This window comes from Neobacillus sp. SAB-20_R2A (genome assembly GCF_049568635.1).
Lineage (GTDB): Bacteria > Bacillota > Bacilli > Bacillales > Cytobacillaceae > Neobacillus > Neobacillus citreus.
Genome location: NZ_CP145895.1, coordinates 2997091 through 3016483, shown reverse-complemented (window position 1 = coordinate 3016483; position 19393 = coordinate 2997091). Strand labels below are relative to the sequence as shown.

18 protein-coding genes are annotated in these 19393 nt (G+C 38.8%); 16 read left to right on the top strand and 2 right to left on the bottom strand.

Features of this window, described 5'->3' with window-relative positions; translation table 11 throughout:
- Window positions 1-37: 37 nt before the first annotated feature.
- From V5M37_RS14640 to V5M37_RS14625, 4 genes are all read left to right on the top strand, one after another.
- Window positions 38-955 carry a VOC family protein gene (locus tag V5M37_RS14640; protein WP_423797951.1) on the top strand — a complete coding sequence of 306 codons (918 nt, stop codon included), beginning with the start codon at window positions 38-40 and terminating at the stop codon, window positions 953-955.
- 182 nt (window positions 956-1137) lie between these two features.
- The gene (locus V5M37_RS14635; protein WP_423797950.1) at window positions 1138-2262 is read left to right on the top strand and encodes an NADH-dependent flavin oxidoreductase; all 1125 of its coding nucleotides are present in this window, start codon (window positions 1138-1140) and stop codon (window positions 2260-2262) included.
- Between the two features lie 103 nt (window positions 2263-2365).
- Window positions 2366-3400: a beta-carotene 15,15'-monooxygenase gene (locus V5M37_RS14630; protein ID WP_423797949.1), complete on the top strand. Its 1035-nt coding sequence runs from the start codon at window positions 2366-2368 to the stop codon at window positions 3398-3400.
- Window positions 3401-3533: 133 nt separating this feature from the next.
- The gene (locus V5M37_RS14625; RefSeq protein WP_423797948.1) at window positions 3534-3998 is read left to right on the top strand and encodes a hypothetical protein; all 465 of its coding nucleotides are present in this window, start codon (window positions 3534-3536) and stop codon (window positions 3996-3998) included.
- A 64-nt stretch (window positions 3999-4062) separates the two neighbouring features.
- Here V5M37_RS14625 and V5M37_RS14620 read toward each other — a convergent pair whose 3' ends face one another.
- Window positions 4063-4521, bottom strand: a complete 459-nt coding sequence (locus V5M37_RS14620) for a low molecular weight protein-tyrosine-phosphatase (protein ID WP_423797947.1) — start codon at window positions 4519-4521, stop codon at window positions 4063-4065.
- A gap of 381 nt (window positions 4522-4902) precedes the next feature.
- On the opposite strand from V5M37_RS14620, the gene V5M37_RS14615 reads away from it, so the two are divergent.
- The 8 genes from V5M37_RS14615 (at window position 4903) to V5M37_RS14580 (ending at window position 13308) form a co-directional block, all read left to right on the top strand.
- Window positions 4903-5697, top strand: coding sequence for a hypothetical protein (locus V5M37_RS14615; protein ID WP_423797946.1), 795 nt, complete (start codon window positions 4903-4905; stop codon window positions 5695-5697).
- A 413-nt stretch (window positions 5698-6110) separates the two neighbouring features.
- Window positions 6111-7667 carry a class I adenylate-forming enzyme family protein gene (locus V5M37_RS14610; RefSeq protein WP_423797945.1) on the top strand — a complete coding sequence of 519 codons (1557 nt, stop codon included), beginning with the start codon at window positions 6111-6113 and terminating at the stop codon, window positions 7665-7667.
- Window positions 7664-8428: an ABC transporter ATP-binding protein gene (locus V5M37_RS14605; RefSeq protein WP_423797944.1), complete on the top strand. Its 765-nt coding sequence runs from the start codon at window positions 7664-7666 to the stop codon at window positions 8426-8428. Before V5M37_RS14610 ends, V5M37_RS14605 begins: the two co-directional genes overlap by 4 nt.
- Window positions 8415-9122 (top strand): ABC transporter ATP-binding protein, encoded by a 708-nt coding sequence (locus tag V5M37_RS14600; RefSeq protein ID WP_423797943.1) that lies wholly within the window; start codon window positions 8415-8417, stop codon window positions 9120-9122. The genes V5M37_RS14605 and V5M37_RS14600 overlap by 14 nt, the downstream gene beginning before the upstream one ends.
- 38 nt (window positions 9123-9160) lie before the next feature.
- The gene (locus tag V5M37_RS14595; protein ID WP_423797942.1) at window positions 9161-10363 is read left to right on the top strand and encodes an ABC transporter substrate-binding protein; all 1203 of its coding nucleotides are present in this window, start codon (window positions 9161-9163) and stop codon (window positions 10361-10363) included.
- Window positions 10364-10462: 99 nt separating this feature from the next.
- A complete protein-coding gene (locus V5M37_RS14590) occupies window positions 10463-11329 on the top strand; it encodes a branched-chain amino acid ABC transporter permease (RefSeq protein WP_423797941.1) in 867 nt (288 codons plus the stop codon).
- Entirely contained in the window at window positions 11301-12350 is a 1050-nt protein-coding gene (locus V5M37_RS14585) for a branched-chain amino acid ABC transporter permease (RefSeq protein WP_423797940.1), read from the top strand. The genes V5M37_RS14590 and V5M37_RS14585 overlap by 29 nt, the downstream gene beginning before the upstream one ends.
- A gap of 1 nt (window position 12351) precedes the next feature.
- Window positions 12352-13308, top strand: a complete 957-nt coding sequence (locus V5M37_RS14580; protein WP_423797939.1) for an amidohydrolase family protein — start codon at window positions 12352-12354, stop codon at window positions 13306-13308.
- Between the two features lie 58 nt (window positions 13309-13366).
- Here the strand turns inward: V5M37_RS14580 and V5M37_RS14575 are convergent, their stop codons facing one another.
- Complete coding sequence (locus tag V5M37_RS14575; RefSeq protein ID WP_423797938.1) at window positions 13367-13963, bottom strand: TetR family transcriptional regulator; 597 nt, start codon at window positions 13961-13963, stop codon at window positions 13367-13369.
- Window positions 13964-14262: 299 nt separating this feature from the next.
- On the opposite strand from V5M37_RS14575, the gene menE reads away from it, so the two are divergent.
- From menE to V5M37_RS14555, 4 genes are all read left to right on the top strand, one after another.
- On the top strand, window positions 14263-15813 hold the full coding sequence (menE, locus tag V5M37_RS14570; RefSeq protein WP_423797937.1) for an o-succinylbenzoate--CoA ligase: 1551 nt from the start codon (window positions 14263-14265) through the stop codon (window positions 15811-15813).
- A gap of 92 nt (window positions 15814-15905) precedes the next feature.
- Window positions 15906-16925, top strand: a complete 1020-nt coding sequence (locus V5M37_RS14565) for a zinc-binding dehydrogenase (protein ID WP_423797936.1) — start codon at window positions 15906-15908, stop codon at window positions 16923-16925.
- A gap of 19 nt (window positions 16926-16944) precedes the next feature.
- Window positions 16945-18090, top strand: coding sequence for an acyl-CoA dehydrogenase family protein (locus tag V5M37_RS14560; RefSeq protein WP_423797935.1), 1146 nt, complete (start codon window positions 16945-16947; stop codon window positions 18088-18090).
- 94 nt (window positions 18091-18184) lie between these two features.
- Window positions 18185-19363, top strand: a complete 1179-nt coding sequence (locus V5M37_RS14555; protein ID WP_423797934.1) for an ABC transporter substrate-binding protein — start codon at window positions 18185-18187, stop codon at window positions 19361-19363.
- The last annotated feature ends 30 nt before the right edge of the window (window positions 19364-19393 follow it).

Genomic DNA, 19393 nt, shown 5'->3' with positions numbered 1-19393 from the left:
CCCCATGCATCCGTAAGAGAATTAAGGAGGAAGAGATTTGGCAAAAACAAATCAAAAAATTGTTCCGCATTTATGGTATGACAAGGAGGCAAAAGAAGCAGCCGAGTTTTACGTTAACATATTCCCGGACTCGAAAATTACAGATGTGACAACCATTCATGACACACCCTCAGGCGACTCTGATATAGTCTCATTTGAGCTATGGGGGCAGAAGTTCGCAGCTATCAGTGCAGGACCTTTTTTCAAGATCAATCCGTCGATCTCTTTTATGGTAAACTTTGACCCATCACGAGATAAAGACGCGAGAGAAAAAATAGATGAGGTTTGGAACAGATTATCCGATGGGGGCACAGCGTTAATGCCGCTTGATAAGTATCCGTTCAGTGAAAGGTATGGTTGGATTCAAGATAAGTTTGGTTTGACATGGCAGTTAATCCTAACCAATCCAGAAGGTGAAGAGCGTCCTCCATTAATTCCATCACTTTTGTTTGTCGGTAATCAATGTGGTAACGCGGAAGAGGCGATGAATTTTTATTTATCAATATTTAAGAATGCGAAGCAGGGACTGATCGCCCGCTATCCTAAAGGAATGGAACCTGACAAAGAAGGTACAGTCATGTTCAGTGAATTCATGCTTGAAGATCAGTGGTTTACCGCAATGGATAGTGCCCACGAGCATAAATTCAGTTTTAACGAGGCAATCTCATTTATGGTTTACTGCGACACACAAGAAGAGATTGATTACTACTGGGAGAAGCTCTCTAAGGTTCCTGAAGCGGAGCAATGCGGCTGGCTGAAAGACCAGTATGGTATATCTTGGCAAATTGTGCCTAGTGAGATGGACGAAATGATGAGCAAAAGTACACCTGATCAACTTGCACGCGTAACGAAGGCATTTCTAAAAATGAAGAAATTTGATCTTGAGGAATTGCGTAAAGCATACAAGGGATCTTGAGAATAGTGCCTAAGTTAAATAAAAATAAATGAAGTAGAATTCGGAGTGTTGGTTCGATCCCGACCACCGATATACATAATATAGCAGTATTATAATGATACACGAGAACCGTCCCCATGCATCACTTGCCTTTGTTAGGGAAAAGTATGGATGAAAAGAATTTCATTTTGGGGGATTTTGCATTGAATTCTAAATTTAAAGCTTTGTTTGAGTCGTTTACTTTACCATGTGGTGTTGAATTGAAAAACCGGATTGTGATGGCACCAATGACTAATTTTTCATCGAACGAGGATGGGACAGTTTCGGATTCCGAAGTTAAATATTATGCAAGGCGGTCTGGCGGTGTAGGAATGGTGGTCACTGCTTGTACATATGTGACTGCAAATGGTAAGGGGTTTAATGGAGAATTTGGCGCTGATTCTGATGAATTAGTCCCCAGTTTACGGCAACTGGCCATAGGTATTAAAGAGCAGGGTGCTAAAGCTGTATTGCAAATTTTCCATGGCGGGAGGCAAGTTCCTCCTCAATTAGTGCCAAATGGTGATGTTGTTAGTGCTAGTGCCATTCCGTCTGAAGGGGCAGGGAAGCCTGTTCCTAGAGAACTGCCGGAAGAAGAAATTGAAGCGATTATTAAAGCTTTTGGAGAAACAACTAGAAGGGCCATTGAAGCAGGCTATGATGGTGTTGAAATCCACGGGGCAAATGGCTATCTTATTCAACAATTCTTTTCTCCGCATTCCAATCGCCGGGATGATCGATGGGGCGGCAGCATTGAAAAGAGATTGACCTTTCCACTGGCAATTGTCGATGAAGTGAAAAGGATTGTTGCCGAAAATACAAATGAACCTTTTATTGTGGGCTACCGCTTTTCTCCGGAAGAACCAGAAACACCTGGGATTACGATGGCAGATACTTTGGTGCTAATCGATGCGCTGGCTGACAAGAACCTTGATTACCTCCATGTTTCATTAAATGATTTCTGGTCAAAGCCAAAAAGAGGCGTGGACGATTCCCGGGCACGAATCGAAATTATACAGGAACGCGTCGGAAGTAAGGTACCTGTAATCGGTGTTGGCTCACTTTATTCTGCAGACGATTTCCTCCGGGCAAAGGAGACGGGGATACCACTTATTGCAATGGGTCGGGAATTAATTATTGATCCAGATTGGGTTCAAAAGGTTGCAGAAGGCAAGGAAGATGAAATCGTAACAAAAATTGACAAAGGAAAGCAACAGGAATTAATGGTTCCTGACCCATTGTGGCAGGCTATCATCCATACTCCGGGCTGGTTTCCGGGAATTGAATAGAAATAGATAAAGTATCCTTTTTTTAGGATACTTTTTTCTATATATCTAATAAGTGTATAGGTAAAATATGGTATGATGAAAGAAAAAGAAAAGAGGGACTTTTATGATTTTAAAAAGAACCTTGAACCGGAATGCGCAGCTGATTTTGCTGTTACTAGTGTTGGGTGCGAATTATTCCTTGTACCATACAACATTGGGAATTCAAATATTGCCTGAACAGCCGAATATCATCGTTGCTGCTTCCATGGTAGACGTAGCGTTGATTTCACCGATTTTATTTTTGGCATGGAAACGGAAAATGAATTGGAAAAACCTGATTATTGGGATAGCAGGCGGACTTATTTTGGTGCGCTTTCTCATACCGATGGAGTATTTAGCTCCATTTGAGGCTGTTACGTGGGCTGGGTTTGCCGTTGAAGGCGGCCTCTTGTTGTTAGAGGTTATGGTTATTGTCTCGTTGTTTAAATATATGCCAAACATTGTACGTGCTGTTAAAAGAAGTTCCCTTCCAGTTATCTTTTCTTTTTCAAAAGCTGTGGACCAAGAGGTTAAACCATATCCAATTATTCGCATCATTTGTTCAGAAATGCTCATGTTTTACTATGCGTTCGCATCCTGGAAAAAGAAACCGCAACATGGGCAGAATGTGTTTACGTTACATCAAAAATCAAGTTTAATTGCGATGCAAGTGATGCTGATTCACGCAACAGTTATTGAAATGGCTGGGCTTCATTGGCTGTTTCATGAAAAGTCTGTGATTCTATCCATTATTTTACTGGTACTTAATGTATATACAGTCATTTTCTTTTTAGGTGATATCCAAGCCGTTCGCCATAATCCCTTACTTGTGACTGAAGAAGGTATGTACATTTCCCTGGGATTGATGAAACGAATGGAAATAAAGTGGGATGATGTTGAAGAAGTTATCGAGGCGCCATTGGTTGGAAAACGTCCTAAGGATACCATAGAATTCATTGCCCATGATTTTGAAGAAGTAAAGCCTGACGTTATATTGAAATTAAAAAAGCCCGTCGATGCAACATTAATCATGGGACTTAAAAAGAAATATTCACAAATAGCAATTCGCGTAGACGAACCCAACAGATTTATAAGCGCTTTAAAAGAAAATGTGAAATGATGCATGGGGACGGTTCTCATGCATCATTTATTTTATGAATCAGGCACACTAACCGTCCCCATGCTTCTTCTTAACCCAGTTTATGCATATAATGGGTGGGAATGGACTCATCATTAAATAGGAGGGGATGATGATGAAATTTACGGTACAATATATTCCGCTGGATAAAATCAAGCCGGATTTTTCGGCGAAGATGACGGAGCATATGAAGCGTCTGCAGAGATTTATGTGGGATTGCATGTTTGTTCTGGTCGTCAGAAAAAACAGGAAAGATGGCAGCTATATCATTGTCAGCGGCCAGGAGCGCTTCGAAAGCCTCAAGAAACATACAAAAAGTATTTACGCGCCGTGTATTGTAGACAAAAGCACTTCCTCTGATATTAAATCGTGGTTTCATCGTTTGCTTAAAAAGCAGCCCCTGGATGATTTTCCTTTCACTCCAAAAAGCTGGTCGATTGTCCGCTACTTTCTAAAACAAGAACCCCGTTTCAAACACCTAACCCGATCCCAACAAATAAGAGTCCTAATATTGGCTGTAAAGTACAAAAAAACCGTAGTTTACTCAATGAGAAGTATGGTTGATGAAATCTTAAAATGAAGCATGGGGACGGTTCTCTTGCCTCAATTTTCTTCAAGTGAGGCGCAAGAACCGTCCCCACGCTTCAATTTTCCGCAAGGATTTTCTCAAGTAACGCCCGGCATCCTTCTGTTACAAGCTGGTAGGTTTCTTGGAAATCACCTGTGTAGTAAGGGTCCGGGACATCTTTTCTGTGATTAGTTAAGTCCAGTAGACGGATGATTTTGGGATGATTCGGCTTTCCGGTAATTTCGTTAATGTTTCTTGTGTTGCCTTCATCCATGCCGATGATGTAGTCGAATTTTTCAAAGTCGTCTTTTGTTAATTGACGTCCGACAAGGCCCTCCGAGGAAATGTTATATTTCTTTAAGATTCCCAAGGTTCCTTTATGCGGTGGAGAACCAATATGCCATGAACTGGTTGCAGCGGAATCCACAGCAATTTGGCCGGAAAGATTTTCTTTTTTCAGTAAGTCGCGAAACACAGCCTCAGCCATCGGCGACCGGCAAATGTTCCCCAGACAGACGAATAGAACGTTGATCATGTTATGAACTCCTTTAGTTAAGACTAGCGGGTCGAAAGGTAATACCGTACCGACAATTCTAAGAATATTATACTTTAGGATTATTGAAAAGCGGAGTGTATATGTTCCCGGAAACAATGCCGAAAAATACCTGCGATAAAAGAGTGAATTAGAATTACTAAAAATACTCTCAAAAACTCTCAAAACCAATAAACCCCTTGATATAGTGCTTCTTGAATTCCATAATGAGGCATAAGAACCGTCCCCATGCCTCATTTAATAGTCTTATTGAGCCATTCACATTCTTTTTTTCCTCCTTTAATATTAAATAGGAAACTATTAAAATATATGGCCATTTGTGTCATTTTCTGTCACCTCAGTTGTTTTTAGAGGAGGATTCTTGTGAATACTGATCAAGCTTTTGAGTTGTTAAAGAGTGCTGGAGTTCCGGATGAGCTTAGTATTCAGACGGTTAGACGGTGGATGCGGGAGCGAAAAATAAGGTTTGAAGGGAAGCAAAGGCTCTCCAAAACAGAGTACATACTGGAAGATACGGATCAAGCCTTTGACCTATTAAAGGATGCAGGTGTTGCTGCAAATATCGGTATTCAACTAGTCAAACGCTGGTATAATGAAGGGAAGATTCATAGACTAGGGAATGTTGACCAAATCAAGGAATACATATCTACCCAGCCAAAATTGCCAGCTTTTGAAGACAAGCCTTCCGATTTGACGATTCGTGAGCTAAAAGTAAAACTTAAAGCACAGGATGAGCAAATCAAAGGGATACAGGAGCTTCATCAAACGTCTTTAAAAGCGATGATCCAGCAACGGGACAAGCTGAATAAAGAAATCGCCAGCCTTCAACACGAAAAATCGGAATTGCAAATGGAGACTAGAAAAGTATTAAAGGAAAATATTGACCTTCGTAAGGAATTGTTAAGACTAAAAGAAGAGCTCTCGAAACAAGGTAAAGGAGAGGATGAAAAGGTTCAATCCCAATCCGGCCCACCATCTAATCCGCAAGATTATCGTCGAAAACTGGGGCTATCCAAAACAGCAGGTCCAAAAGAAGTCATGGTCGGTTTTAAAAAATTATTAATAGAAACGCATCCAGACCATGGCGGCAGCGCCAGAGCCTTCCATTACGTGAAAACAGACTATGATCAATATAAAAAAGGGTTAAAAGGAAATTAAAACTCTCAAAATAAATTTCAAAACTTACAAGGAACAAAATAAATTTTTATTAAGTTGTGGCTAAGGTATTATTTTTCTACCTTAGCCTTTTTCATATTCTAACACCAATTTTCTATCTTATTTATATTTTTTTCTTATAGAATAGTCTACAATGCCCACTATAATTGTTAAAAAAATTATTTAAATTAACTGCATGATATTTTTTTGTGAAGAGTAAGAAGTAAGTTCCAATAAACATTTATATATTGAAATTTAGGAATAACGTCATAATTAATGAATAATAATTTATTAACTTATAATTTAAATTTTTAATTTGAGTTTTGTATCTTTTAGTAATTGGTTCTTGTGTAATAGTTGATCCTGAGTTTTAAACCTGAAGGTAGTTTCGACGTAATAATGAAAGGGATGAGTTCATGCTTGTAAGTGATATTATCAGATTAAATGCACTCACGTATCCAAGTAAAACAGGGTTCATCTTTGAAGAAAGGAGATTTTCTTTTGAACAGTTTAATCAAAGAATAAATTTAACAGCTAATGCTCTTTTAGATTCAGGAATACAACAAGGTGATCGTATTGCCGTATTAGATCAAAATTCTATAGAATACTTTTGTCTTTATTTTGCAGTTTCAAAAATTGGGGCAATATTAGTTCCAATCAATTTTTGGTACAGGCCAAATGAGGTAGCTTATGTAATTAATGATTCCAAACCCAAAATGCTTTTTGTGGGAGTGGAATACTACGAAAATATTAAGAATTTTGAAAGAGAATTAAAAACAATTCAGGAAATTATTATTCTTTCTGAAAAGTCTACCAATCAACACAGAAATTTCAATGAATTTGTAAAATCTGTTAAGTCCGATGAACCAGATGTATTTGTTTCTTGGGAGGAGCCGCATTTAATATTATATACATCAGGTACAACAGGCAGGCCTAAAGGAGCGATTCTTTCCCAAAAAAGGACAATAATGGATGCGCTTTCAATGTCGTTATCCTTAAGAATCAAACCGTCTGATAGGTTCATTAGTTTCTTTCCGCCTTTTCACGTAGGTTTATGGGATTATGCTAAATTATTTTGGATTTCAGGTGCTACAGTCGTATTAATGAAAAAATTTGATGCCGGGAATGTTTTAGAAACACTAGAAAAAGAAAGGATTACATTTCTATTAGGCGTTCCGACAATGTTACGGTCAATGATGGAGCATCGAAGGTTCAATCAAGTTGATATAAGTTCATTACGTGCTTTTTTATACGGGTCTTATGATCCAACAGGAGTCATTGAAAGAATTACAAATGCAATAAAGGAAAGAGTTGAACATTTAGATATATTTCATCTCTATGGATTAACTGAAGGGGGCCCGTTTGTCACTGTTTGTCAACCAGATGATATTTATCATAAATGGGGTACCATTGGAAAGCCGATTCCTGGAGTGGAAGTTCGTCTAGTAGATGATGCAGACCTAGAAGTAAAGACAGGAACTGCTGGTGAGATAATTTTCCGCGGCCCAATGTTAGATGGATATTGGGAAATGCCAAAGGAAACTGAGCATGCAAAACGTGGCGGTTGGTTTCACACCGGGGACATAGCGGTTAAAGATCAAGATGGATTTTACTTTATTGTGGATCGGAAAAAAGACATGATTCGAAGTGGTGGTCAAAATATCTATTCAAAAGAAATTGAAGATTGTTTAAAAGGGAACAGCTCAATATTGGATTGTGCTGTAATCGGTGTACCTGATGAAGTGTACGAAGAAAAGGTAATGGCTGTAATAGTTTTGAAACAAGGAATAACCTCAACAGAGGATGATATTAAAAATTATGTCAGTCAAAGAATGGCTGGTTATAACGTACCGAAAGAAGTTGAATTTGTTGATGAATTACCCAAAAACGCTGTTGGAAAAACATTGAAAAATGAATTGCGAAACCGATACGGTTCGTTATTTGCCAACATAAAAAGAGGGGAAGGAAAATGATTGTAAAAAATGTTTCCAAGACATTTGGCGGCATTGCAGCTATTTCAAATGTAAGCATGAGATTGGAAAATGAAATTTTAGGAATAATTGGGCCAAATGGAGCGGGTAAGACAACATTGTTAAACTTAATTAGCGGTTTAATTTCACCTGATGACGGTGAGATTTATTGGAAAAATATCAATATCGCAAAATATAAAATCGATGCCGTTTCAAGACTGGGATTAGTCCGCACATTTCAACATGTAAAAGTTTTCCCTAGTCTTACAGTATTGGAAAATATACTCATATCAATCTATGCGCGTGATATAGGTTCAAAAATGTCACCTTTAAAAGCGTTCGGAGGGAAATATAAGAAGGCAGCGTTAGCTGAAGCAGAGGATTTATTAGGAATGGCGAATATGAATCAATATTCTGATCAAACCGCAGGTGCTCTCCCGTACGGGTTAGGAAAACGTCTCGGAATCCTTTTGGGGCTATCTACGAAGCCGGAAGCCATTTTGCTTGATGAACCTGCAACAGGTCTTAATAATGAAGAAATAAAAGATTTAGATCGATTATTGCGAAATACATTTAAAGATAAAAAGATAGCAATAGGATTAATTGAACATAATATGAACTTTTTAATGAACTTGGCGCACAGAGTGATTGTTTTAAATGAAGGCGAAGTTATCGCAAATGGCTCACCTGCTGAAGTTCAAAAGGATGAAAAAGTAATTCAAGCGTATTTTGGTACCGGGAGGAATGAAGTTGAGCTATTTTAATATAGCTAACCTAGAAGCTGGTTATGGAAAATTGCAAGTTTTAAAGGGAATTACTCTCGAAGTTTTCGAAGGAGAGATTGTTTGTGTACTTGGAGCTAATGGGGCAGGGAAATCGACTTTACTAAGAGCAATAAGCGGGCTAGTAAAAGTGAATAAAGGTTCTATTACTCTTGAAGGTAATGAAATAGTAAATCGCAAAACTAATGAGATTGTATCAAATAGAATTATTCATGTACCTGAAGGCAGGCAAGTCTTTCCCGAGATGTCAGTAAAAGAAAATCTCTTGATGGGTGGGTATATTCGCAAAAAAGATAAGGATATTCAAAACGATATGGAAGAAATTATTGAACTGCTGCCATTATTAAAAAAATTACTTCATAAAAATGCCGGTCTTTTAAGTGGCGGTGAACAACAAATGTTGGCAGTAGCCCGCGGATTAATGGCGAAACCCAAAATATTGTTATTAGATGAACCATCAATGGGGTTAGCACCAGTTATTGTCAATCAAATAGCCTCCATTATCCAAGAAATTAATAAGAAAGGTACTACTATCCTCTTGGTGGAACAAAATGTAAACCTTGGATTAGGTATTGCGAATCGTGCCTATGTTTTAGAACTCGGTAAAGTCGTATTGGAGGGCAAAACTGAAGAACTTGCTGAGAGTGATTTAATACGTAAGGCATATCTAGCATAATAAAATTTTTGCAAGCTAACAAAGGGGGCTCATTAATAATGAAGAAAAGAAGTTTAATAATCATTTTTGTTCTGATTTTGACCTTAACTACTTTTTTAGCAGCTTGTGGAAATGATTCTTCTAGTGGAACCGGTTCCAAAGCTAAAAAAACAATTGTTATCGGTCAAATGGCAACATTAACTGGGTCTGCTGCTAGTGTGGGTGTTCCGCAATCTAATGGTGTAAAAATGGCGGTCAAAGAAATCAATGATGCTGGAGGAATAAAAGTCGGCAACGATAAGTATAAAATTAAACTGATCACTTATGATGATGAAGGTAACCCTCAAGCCGGTGCAACAGCAATGCAGCGATTACTTAATTCCGATAAAGTAAAGTTCATTGTTGGAACGGTTTCTAGTGCAGTTGATGGAGCAACTGAACCGATGCTCCGAGGTAAAAATGTTATCAATGTCATTGTAGGATCGGCTTTAGCTGGCTCTACAAAAAATCCAAATAACTATCGTCCTCGCGTTATAATACCACAATATGTAGATGCAACTAGCAAATATCTGATTGATAAGGATGTTAAAACAGTAGCGTTGCTAACTGATAAACAGCATGCGGGCTATGTTAATTTAACCGATTCTTTAATTAAAGAATTAGAAGTAGCAGGCATAAAAGTTGTAAGCAACGAGTTTTATACATTTGGAGATACGAATTTTGCAACACAACTCACTTCTATAAAAAAATTCAACCCTGATGCTATTAATATTCGAGGATATCAAAACGATGTCGTATTGGCTACCATGCAAGCTAAAGATTTAGGACTTAACTCGTTAATTGTAACCGGCTCTGGTATTACAACCGAGGTTGAGGCCCACAATGCAACTGCAGCGATGGAAGGCAATATTGATATTACCCCGCCTACAGCTGTTGACTTATCTGCTTTGGGAGAAACGAAAGCAAAGGAATTTATTGAAAACTACCGTAAAAACTTTAATGCAGACCCAGGTTTTACAACTTTAAGTGCTTATGGCGGTGTCTATATTCTGGCAACAGCGATTGAAAAAGCCGGAACTGTAGAGAACATAGAAAAAATAAAAAAGGAAATGGATAATTTATCAGTTAAGGATGTCCCGGAATTAGTTGAGCCTATTTTGGAACAAAACGGAAAAATATTTAAAGACCGGCAGGCCAGTTTTAAAATGGTATTACGAGAATTTAAAGATGGAAAATTTACTCCAGTTAAATTCCTTGAATAAGAAATTCATAAAAATGTTTGAAAACCCTAATAATCTCTTGTCAATGGGTTATTAGGGTTAAAACAACTTAATTAACAGAAGGGTAGGTGATACCGTAATATGTTCTGGCAACAATTGGTTAATGGAATTGTAGACGGGGGTATTTATGTTTTAATTGGGATTGGTTTAATGCTTGTCTTTGGCACAGTAAGAATACCGAACTTTGCACATGGGGAATTGTATATGGTTGGGGCTTTTATTAGTTATTTCCTAATTACGCTCTTTCATTTTCCCATTTTTATTGCATTCTTGGTTTCCGCACTAGGCGTTTCCTTAATAGGAATTTTTAAGGAAAAACTGGTTTTTCGGCCACTCAGAAATGCACCTGAATTGTCACTCTTAATATCTTCTATTGCGGTAATTTATATATCAGAAAGTGTTGCTTCATTATTATGGGGAGAACAATCGAGGTCAATTCCTGTTTCTTTTTCAGGTAAATTGGAGATAGGTAGTGTTACCATCACCTATATAAAGATATTCATAATTGTGATTACATTGGTAACCATTTTCCTTTTACACCTGTTCATCAATAAAACAACAACAGGAAGAAGTATGAGGGCGCTTGCCCAAAATAAGAATGCAGCTGCGTTAATGGGGATTGATATTGATAAGATCACATCCATAACTTTTGGTATTGGGTCAGCATTGGCTGCCATGTCTGGCACATTAGTGGCACTGCTTTTTCCTATCGATGTGTTTATGGGTTCCATGGCATCTTTGAAAGCCTTCACAGTTATCATACTAGCCGGATTGGGGAATATACCGGGTACAATTGGTGCAGGACTCTTACTAGGAATATCGGAAAATCTTGGAGCAGCTTATATTGATTCCGCATACAAAAATACCTTCGCGTTTATCCTATTAATCATTATTTTGATCATTCGCCCAGGTGGATTATTTGGCAAAAGAGGTGTTTTACGTGATTAATAAATCTAAACGACTCCGTCCCATTATGATCGTTATTTTTCTTTTGCTCCTCATAATCTTACCGCCTATGAGTAATGATTACATTATTAATTTAGGAGTCATTACCGGAATATGGGTAATTCTAACCCTTGGCCTAAATATAATTATGGGCTATGGTGGTCAAGTTAATATTGCACAAGGTGCCTTATATGGAGTTGGAGCATATGCTTCTGCGATTCTTACTGTAAAAATACAATTTCCTTTTATATTAAGCCTATTTCTATCCGGTTTGATTGCGGCGGCTATAGGGTTAATTTTTGGTTACTTAACATTAAGGACTGCTGGATTATATTTTACAGTTACAACTTTAGGACTAGGAATAATATTTCATGACATTTTCTTGAATTGGCTTGGTTTAACAGGCGGTCCGATGGGTTTTCCAGGCATTTCAAGGCCTGGTCCAATTAACCTAGGATTTTTGGAAATTGACTTTTATAACACTCTACCCTTCTATTACCTTGTTTTTATATTAGTAATTGCCACTTTTATTTTATTAAATATTTTTATAAAATCCCCCTTTGGAAAAATATTGGTGTCTATAAGGGAAGATGAGATGTTGGCACGGTCGATGGGAATTAATGTGGTTTCCTATAAACTTATAGGCTTTGTGTTATCTTCCTTTTTCGCTGGGGTAGCCGGAAGTTTATATGCGCACTACATCGGGTTTATCTCCCCAGAAAGTTTTAACTTATTTGCTTCTTCGCTTCAAGCTTTTGTTATTGTAACTGTTGGTGGAGCAGGGTTTATGTATGGACCAGTAGTGGGGGCCATATTATTAACAGGTTTGCCAGAACTATTAAGGATGGCACCTGAATTCAAAGGTTTAATATACGGTATTCTTCTCTTATTAGTAAACTTATTCATGCCAGAAGGAATTGTTGGACGTATAAACAGTTATTTAAAATCGACCAAACTTAGGCAAAAAGGTGATTTACAAACGAAATCTACTAAAAAGTTAAAAAAATTTAAGGAGGGTATATGATATGATAATAGATGCATTATGCGGGCACATCCCATCAAGAGAATCTATTGAAAATGAAATTCGAACATTAGGCAAGTTGCATGGGTATATTGATATGTTTGGCCATGGGGCGATTCCCGGTATTACTGAAGATGAATTTAATATCCTTAAGGAAAAACACAGCTATGATCAGTTTGTTGAAGAATTGGCGGTACGAGCTGGAGACTCAGCGCCTAGTGAAGTAGATTTCATAAAAAATTTAGATGATAGCAATGTAAAAAATGCCGTTATGTTTAATGAAGACTATGAAACAACTCTAGGTGTGTCACCTTTTCCTAATGATGCACTTGCAGAGTTTGTTCACAAATACCCAAACCGTTTTCTCGGATTAGGTGGTGTTGATCCTTGGAAAGGGGAGGCAGCGGGGAAAGAGGTTGAAAGATGTGTTAGAGAACTTGGTTTACATGGTGTTCTAATTTCACCTTTTAAAAGTAAACTATACGCAAATGATTCCAAGTATTACCCGATTTATAAAAAATGTGAAGAAAACGGTGTTCCAATATATGTACATTTCGGGATAAATTGGTGGTATTCTGCGACCATGGATTATGGTAGGCCAATCCACTTAGATAAGGTTGCGTGTGAGTTCCCGAATCTTAAAATCGTAGGTATACATGGTGGATGGCCATGGGTTAATGAAGCAGTCATGTTAGCTTGGAGGCATCCTAATTTTTATATTGATATATCAACTCAACGTCCTAAATTTTTTACTCAAGCAGGGAGCGGGTGGGAGATGCTCTTATACTTTGGGGCAAGAACCATTCAAAACAAAATCTTATTTGGATCTGCCTCATCCCTGTTAGGTGTTGGGATAAATGATCTTGTCGAAGAGGTTCGTAATTTACCATTGAAGGAAACAATTAAAGAAAAATGGCTATATCAAAATTCATTGAATTTATTTAAAGAATTTCTTAGTTAAAATTATGAAATAAAAAATAGCCCGCCAATATAAAGGGGGCTATTTTTTGTTGCAAAGGTCATTTTTTAACAACCATCCTCAGTAAGTAATTTGTGAAAGCGTTTGCAATTTCTTCCCCGGATTTTGAGCCGTCTTGAACATACCAATGCTGTATCCAGTTTAATGCCCCCAAAATAACCATTCGTACCATTTTAACGTCCATATTAGGATCGAATACATTCTTATCAATGCCTTCATTTATTATTCTATCAAAATATTGAGAATAATTTCGTCTAAGCTCTAAAACGTCCTCAAGCTTCTCATTAGAGAAACTTTGATGCGGTTTATCCATAATCATAAACATCGATTTCTCACTGGTTGCTAGTAGGATATGTGCCCTAATTGCGTTTTGTAATTTCTCAATAGGGTCTGATTCACTTGATGCAACTTCTTCTATTCTCTCTAAACTCATTTCCATAATCATTTGATGGCAATGATAAAGAAGATCGTCTTTATTTTTAAAGTAATAATACATTGAACCCTTTGTCAGGAGAAGTTTTGCCGCAATTTCTTCCATTGTTGCCCCATGGTAACCTTTCTCAGCAAGAACAGAAGCGGCAGATCGCAAGATTTCCTGTTTCCTCTTGGCAATTTTTTGTGCTCTAAGAGAAGCCATGTAAAACCTCCTTTTAATTCTTGTTACTTTTCCTATTGGAGTTTTATAGTAAACTAGCAGTTATTTTGATGTTTTTTTAAATATATGTTAAATTTTCTGAAAAATCAACCTGAAATTTAAAAATGTGGGAAAAAGTGTTAAATTGTCTTATGTTATGAATAGTTTTTTATAGGTTTAAAATTATCCTATGAAAAATATTAAATTTATATATTGATTTTTCAGAATCTTTGAAATAAAATAAAAAAGTAAACAGTAGGTCAAAAAGTAAATAGTAATTCAGTTGAGATTGGAGTGAAAACATGCTGGAGTATGTCAGAGCAAAACAGTTATTGGTAGATGAAATGCTCAACAGGTCAGCTCGCAGGTTTCCAAATAAAACCGCTATCGTAGATGATAACAAAAGGATTACGTATGTCACTCTGCAAAAACGCGTCAATCAATTAGCAGGCTGGTTTCAGTCGAAGGGAATTAACAAGGGAGAAAAAGTAGCGCTCTTGTTGTACAACTCCATCGAAATCACTGAATGCTTAATAGCTTTAGGCAAAATTGGTGCAGTTGCTGTTCCTGTCAATTTTCGGCTTCAGCAGCTTGAATTTGAATATATTCTCCAAAACTCCGATGCGAAAATGCTGATTGCCCACCAGGATTTTGTTGACATCATTGGAAAAATGAGAGTCAATCTCCCATTGCTGGAAGAAGTGATCGTTGTTGACCAGCAAGAAGCTAAACACCATTCCTATTTTTCATATGATGACATTTTTGGAACCGCTTTTATTCCTAGTTTGGAAGAATTGAAGGACGATGATGATTTTCTTATCGTATATACCTCAGGAACAACAGGAAAACCAAAAGGTGCTGTCCTCACTCACAAAAATGTCTTTATGAATTCCGTCAATATGTGCCTTGAGTGCAGTTTAACAAAGGACGAAGTACAAGTCATTTCAACCCCCTTGTTTCATATAGGCGGCATATCTGCCTTGACAATGCTATTGCTAGTTGGTGGAACGACCATTTTTCTACGTAAATTTGACCCCGAACATCTTTTGCAAATCTTTGAAAAAGAAAAAGTAACATATTCTTTTATGGTGCCATCGATGTGGAACATACTCCTAGAACTTCCTTCATTCAAAAATTACAATGTTACAAGCATTCAAAAAATATGCTGTGGTGCCGCCACAACACCACTTGAGTTAAAGAAAAAATTATTGAAGCATTTTCCAAATGCAGGTGTCTTTGATACATTTGGGCATACAGAAATGGCAGCGAGCACATCCACTTTAAAAGCAAGCGATTCGATTCAGAAAACCGGCTCTGTCGGCCTTCCATATTCCAATGTAGAAGTAAGAGTAGTAGATGAAAACATGAATGACTGCGCTCATGGTGAGGTAGGTGAGATTGTATACCGCGGACCAACCACGATGAAAGAGTATTATAAGAACCCTGAGGCTACCGAGGAAGCAGTAAAAGGCGGATGGCTCCATAGCGGGGATTTGGTAAAGCTGGATGATGAAGGATATATCACCGTTGTTGATAGGAAGAAAGATATGATCATCAGTGGCGGCGAAAATATCTATCCAAAGGAAATTGAAGAGGTGTTATATACTCATCCGGATATTCTTGAGGCGGCTGTGGTGGGAATCCCGGATGAAAAATGGGGTGAAACCGTAAAGGCATACATAGTCCTGCGGAATGGGAAAAGCATTACAGCGCAGCAGGTGATTGACTATTGCACGGATAAAATTGCCCGCTATAAAAGGCCGCATTATGTTGAATTTTTAGCGGAACTGCCGAGAAATGGCTCGGGGAAAATTCTCAAAACAAAGCTGAGAGATTATAACTTAAAAGTGTAATAGAGTGGAGTGGATGGGGACATGGATCAAGTCTATACCCCACTGAAGGGCAGTAATTTGCATGAGAGTTTAAAAGAGTAAAGGAGGAACATATGAAAGCCGTTATTTTAAGAGACCTTGGCGGACCGGAGCAATATCGAATCGAAGATGTTGACATCCCCAGTCCCGGTGAGAATGAGATTTTAGTACGTGTTAGGGCAGCGGCTTTTAATCGCCGTGACATATTTATTCGAAAAGGCGAATATCCGGGAATCCGTCTTCCATCTATTCCAGGGGCGGATGGGGCAGGTGAGATTGCTGCTGTCGGCAAAGGGGTGAAAGACCTCGCTATCGGAAATAAGGTGGTCATCAATCCGGCATTAAATTGGGGTGATGATGAAAGAATCTATACAAAAGACTTTTCGATTGTCGGAGTCCCTACAGATGGCACTTTTGCTGAGTATATCAAGGTTCCAAGGGAAAATGTTTTTCCTAAACCTGAATATCTCTCGTGGGAAGAAGCTGCAGCCTTGCCATTAGGAGGGCTTACTGCGTATCGTGCATTGTTTACTAAAGGCAAGGTACAAAAGGGTGAAGTTGTTTTAATTCCGGGTATTGGAGGTGGTGTCGCGACATTCCTGCTGCAGATGGCATCTGCCTTGGGTGCCAAGGTGTTTGTTACCTCCAGCAGTGAAGACAAAATTCAAAAAGCAATTTCTTTAGGAGCAACAGGGGGAGTCAATTACAGAGACCCAAATTGGGATAAGCAATTAAGAAAATGGCTGCCGGAGGGCGCTGATCTGATCATTGACAGCGTGGGCGGTGAAAATTTTGCAAAGCTCTTGAATATTGCCAAGCACGGTAGCCGGATTGTTACCTTTGGGGCCACTGCCGGACCTGTTCCACAGCTTGTAATGCCAAAATTATTCTTAAAACAAATCGATGTTTTGGGGACCACAATGGGTTCACCAACTGAATTTCAGAAGATGCTTTCCTTCTATGATGAACACAAAATAAAGCCGGTCATTGACTCTGTTTATTCCTTTGCGGATATTCAGGAAGCGCAAACCCGAATGGAAAAAGGGTTAAACTTCGGCAAAGTTGTGGTTACCATACAAAAGCAAGAATCGTAAACGATGGAGGTAAAAACAGATGGCAAGGGCATTCCTCAAGGAAGAGCACGAAATATTTAGACGTTCCCTAAGGAAGTTTTTAGAAAAGCAAGCCATTCCTTTCTATGAACAATGGGAACATGAGAAGTTGGTTCCACGGTCCTTCTGGAAGAAGATGGGGGAAAATGGCTTCCTCGCACCATGGGTTGATGAAAAATATGGCGGTGTGAATGCTGACTTTGGATATTCCGTTGTCATTAACGAAGAACTAGAAAAGGTTGGCAGCGGCTTGGTTGGCATCAATAACCATAATGATATTGTCGTTCCTTATATTAATAGTTTTGGTAACGAAGTACAAAAGGAAAAGTGGCTTCCGGGCTGTTTATCAGGGGAATTCATAACCGCTATTGCGATGACCGAACCGGGTTCAGGCTCTGATCTTGCAGGTATCAAAACTACGGCTAGAAGAGAAGGAGATTACTATATTGTAAACGGTGCCAAAACGTTTATTACCAGCGGCATCCATGCCGATCTAGTCGTTCTTGTCTGCAAGACAGATCCGAAAGCGGAACCTGCGCACAAAGGTGTCAGCCTGTTGGTGGTTGAGGCAGGAACACCTGGGTTCATTAAATCCAAGCAGCTGAGTAAAGTTGGGCAGCATTGTTCGGATACGGCTGAGCTTGTATTTGAAGATGCAAAAGTACCTGCGGCAAATCTCCTCGGAGAAGAAGGAAAGGGTTTCTATTACTTAATGGAAAAACTGCAGCAAGAAAGGCTCCTCGTAGCAGTAGGTGCTGTTGCTGTTGTGGAACGAATGTTCGATATAACGAAGGATTATGTGAAACAAAGGACTGCGTTTGGAAAATCGATCAGCCAATTCCAAAATACCCAATTCAAAATGGCGGAAATGGCGACGGAAATCCAGATTGCCCGCGTCTTTGTCGATGATCTTGTGGCCAATCACATCGAGAAAAACGATGTTGTGACACAGGTGTCAATGGCGAAGTGGTGGGTAACAGATCTAGCCAAAAGGATTGCTACCCAATGCATGCAGCTCCACGGCGGCTATGGATACATGGAAGAATATGAGATTGCCAGAAGGTTTAGGGATATTCAGGCGACCTCCATATATGCAGGAACCAACGAGATTATGAAAAGCATCATTGCGAAAAGGCTTGAATTGTAAGCAGCACACGAAAAAATAACTGAAAATTCTATTTTTATAAAAGAGTATAGGTCTATACCAATCCAATTTTAACCCTTAGGAGGGCGTGTTGTTTATGAAAAAAGTAAAGTTGGGCCTAGTAATTTTCGTACTTTCCGTTTTTGCTGCTTTGGCAGGGTGCAGTAAAGGATCAGAAGAGACTTCCGGCAAATCGGGCGGTTCTGGAGGAACTGTAGAAATTGGCGTTGTGCTGGCCACCTCCGGACCAATTGCGCAAACCGGAACGTGGGTTTTGGACGGACATAAAGCAGCTGAGAAAGAAATCAATGACAACGGCGGTTTTAAGGTTGGCGACAAAACCTATAAAGTGAAAATCGTTCAATATGACTCCGAGGGAAGAGCTGAATCAGCAACAGCCGCAACAGAAAAGCTGATTAATCAGGACAAAGTGCCTGTCATTCTTGGAACCTCGATTAGTTCCGAGACAGCCGCCATGATTCCAATTGCCCAACGTGCTAAGACACCTCTTATCACTTTTGTTGCCGCTAGTGACATCTTAACAGCCCAAGGAGCCAGCTTCTTCTCACAAGCAGCACCGGCAAACAAAAACTATGTGGAAGCCGGTACAAAAACGATGAAAGACATGGGAATGAAAAATATTGCTTTTATCTATGTTGATGATGCCTGGGGTCAATCATATGGAAAGCTATACCCACCTGCAATGGAAGAAAAAGGTCTTAAAATTGTCGCAACGGAAAAGTTTGCGCCGGAACAAAAAGAATTTATGACTATGTTAAATAAAGTCAAGGCAAAAAATCCTGACGGTGTCGTACTAGCAGCCGAAACGGAATTAGCTGTTCCGTTATTAAAGCAACTGCATGAAGTAATGCCTGATGTGAAAATCATGGAGTCAGGCGGAAGTATTCCAGAAGAATTGATTAAATTGGCTCCAGATGCCGTAAACGGCTTGGTTACCTTAAGCCGTGCCGGCGCCATAACACCTGAAATCACAAAATTCCAAGAGCTATTTGCTAAATCCAATAGTTACAAAGCTAATTCCTTCAACTATTCCGGTTATGATGGCATCCACTTTATTGTTGATGCGATGCAGAGAGCGGGCACTGTATCAGATAAGGAAAAAATCAACAAAGCAATCCGTGATGCAAAGTATAAGGGACTCATTGGAACTTACAGCTTCAATGAAAAAGGTGAAAACAGCCTAGTAGGGAACCGAGCAATCATCAAAGATGGTAAAGTGATTTACCAAACAGTCAACGAACCGCTACCGAAATAATTATATAGGGGGCAGAGATCTTGGTCTCTG

Coding starts and splice junctions, on each gene's coding strand:
- V5M37_RS14630 (WP_423797949.1), top strand. CDS start 2,366: ATGATTTTAAAAAGAACCTTGAACCGGAATGCGCAGCTGATTTTGCTG.
- V5M37_RS14625 (WP_423797948.1), top strand. CDS start 3,534: ATGAAATTTACGGTACAATATATTCCGCTGGATAAAATCAAGCCGGAT.
- V5M37_RS14620 (WP_423797947.1), bottom strand. CDS start 4,521: ATGATCAACGTTCTATTCGTCTGTCTGGGGAACATTTGCCGGTCGCCG.
- V5M37_RS14610 (WP_423797945.1), top strand. CDS start 6,111: ATGCTTGTAAGTGATATTATCAGATTAAATGCACTCACGTATCCAAGT.
- V5M37_RS14605 (WP_423797944.1), top strand. CDS start 7,664: ATGATTGTAAAAAATGTTTCCAAGACATTTGGCGGCATTGCAGCTATT.
- V5M37_RS14595 (WP_423797942.1), top strand. CDS start 9,161: ATGAAGAAAAGAAGTTTAATAATCATTTTTGTTCTGATTTTGACCTTA.
- V5M37_RS14590 (WP_423797941.1), top strand. CDS start 10,463: ATGTTCTGGCAACAATTGGTTAATGGAATTGTAGACGGGGGTATTTAT.
- V5M37_RS14580 (WP_423797939.1), top strand. CDS start 12,352: ATGATAATAGATGCATTATGCGGGCACATCCCATCAAGAGAATCTATT.
- V5M37_RS14575 (WP_423797938.1), bottom strand. CDS start 13,963: ATGGCTTCTCTTAGAGCACAAAAAATTGCCAAGAGGAAACAGGAAATC.
- menE (WP_423797937.1), top strand. CDS start 14,263: ATGCTGGAGTATGTCAGAGCAAAACAGTTATTGGTAGATGAAATGCTC.
- V5M37_RS14565 (WP_423797936.1), top strand. CDS start 15,906: ATGAAAGCCGTTATTTTAAGAGACCTTGGCGGACCGGAGCAATATCGA.
- V5M37_RS14560 (WP_423797935.1), top strand. CDS start 16,945: ATGGCAAGGGCATTCCTCAAGGAAGAGCACGAAATATTTAGACGTTCC.
- V5M37_RS14555 (WP_423797934.1), top strand. CDS start 18,185: ATGAAAAAAGTAAAGTTGGGCCTAGTAATTTTCGTACTTTCCGTTTTT.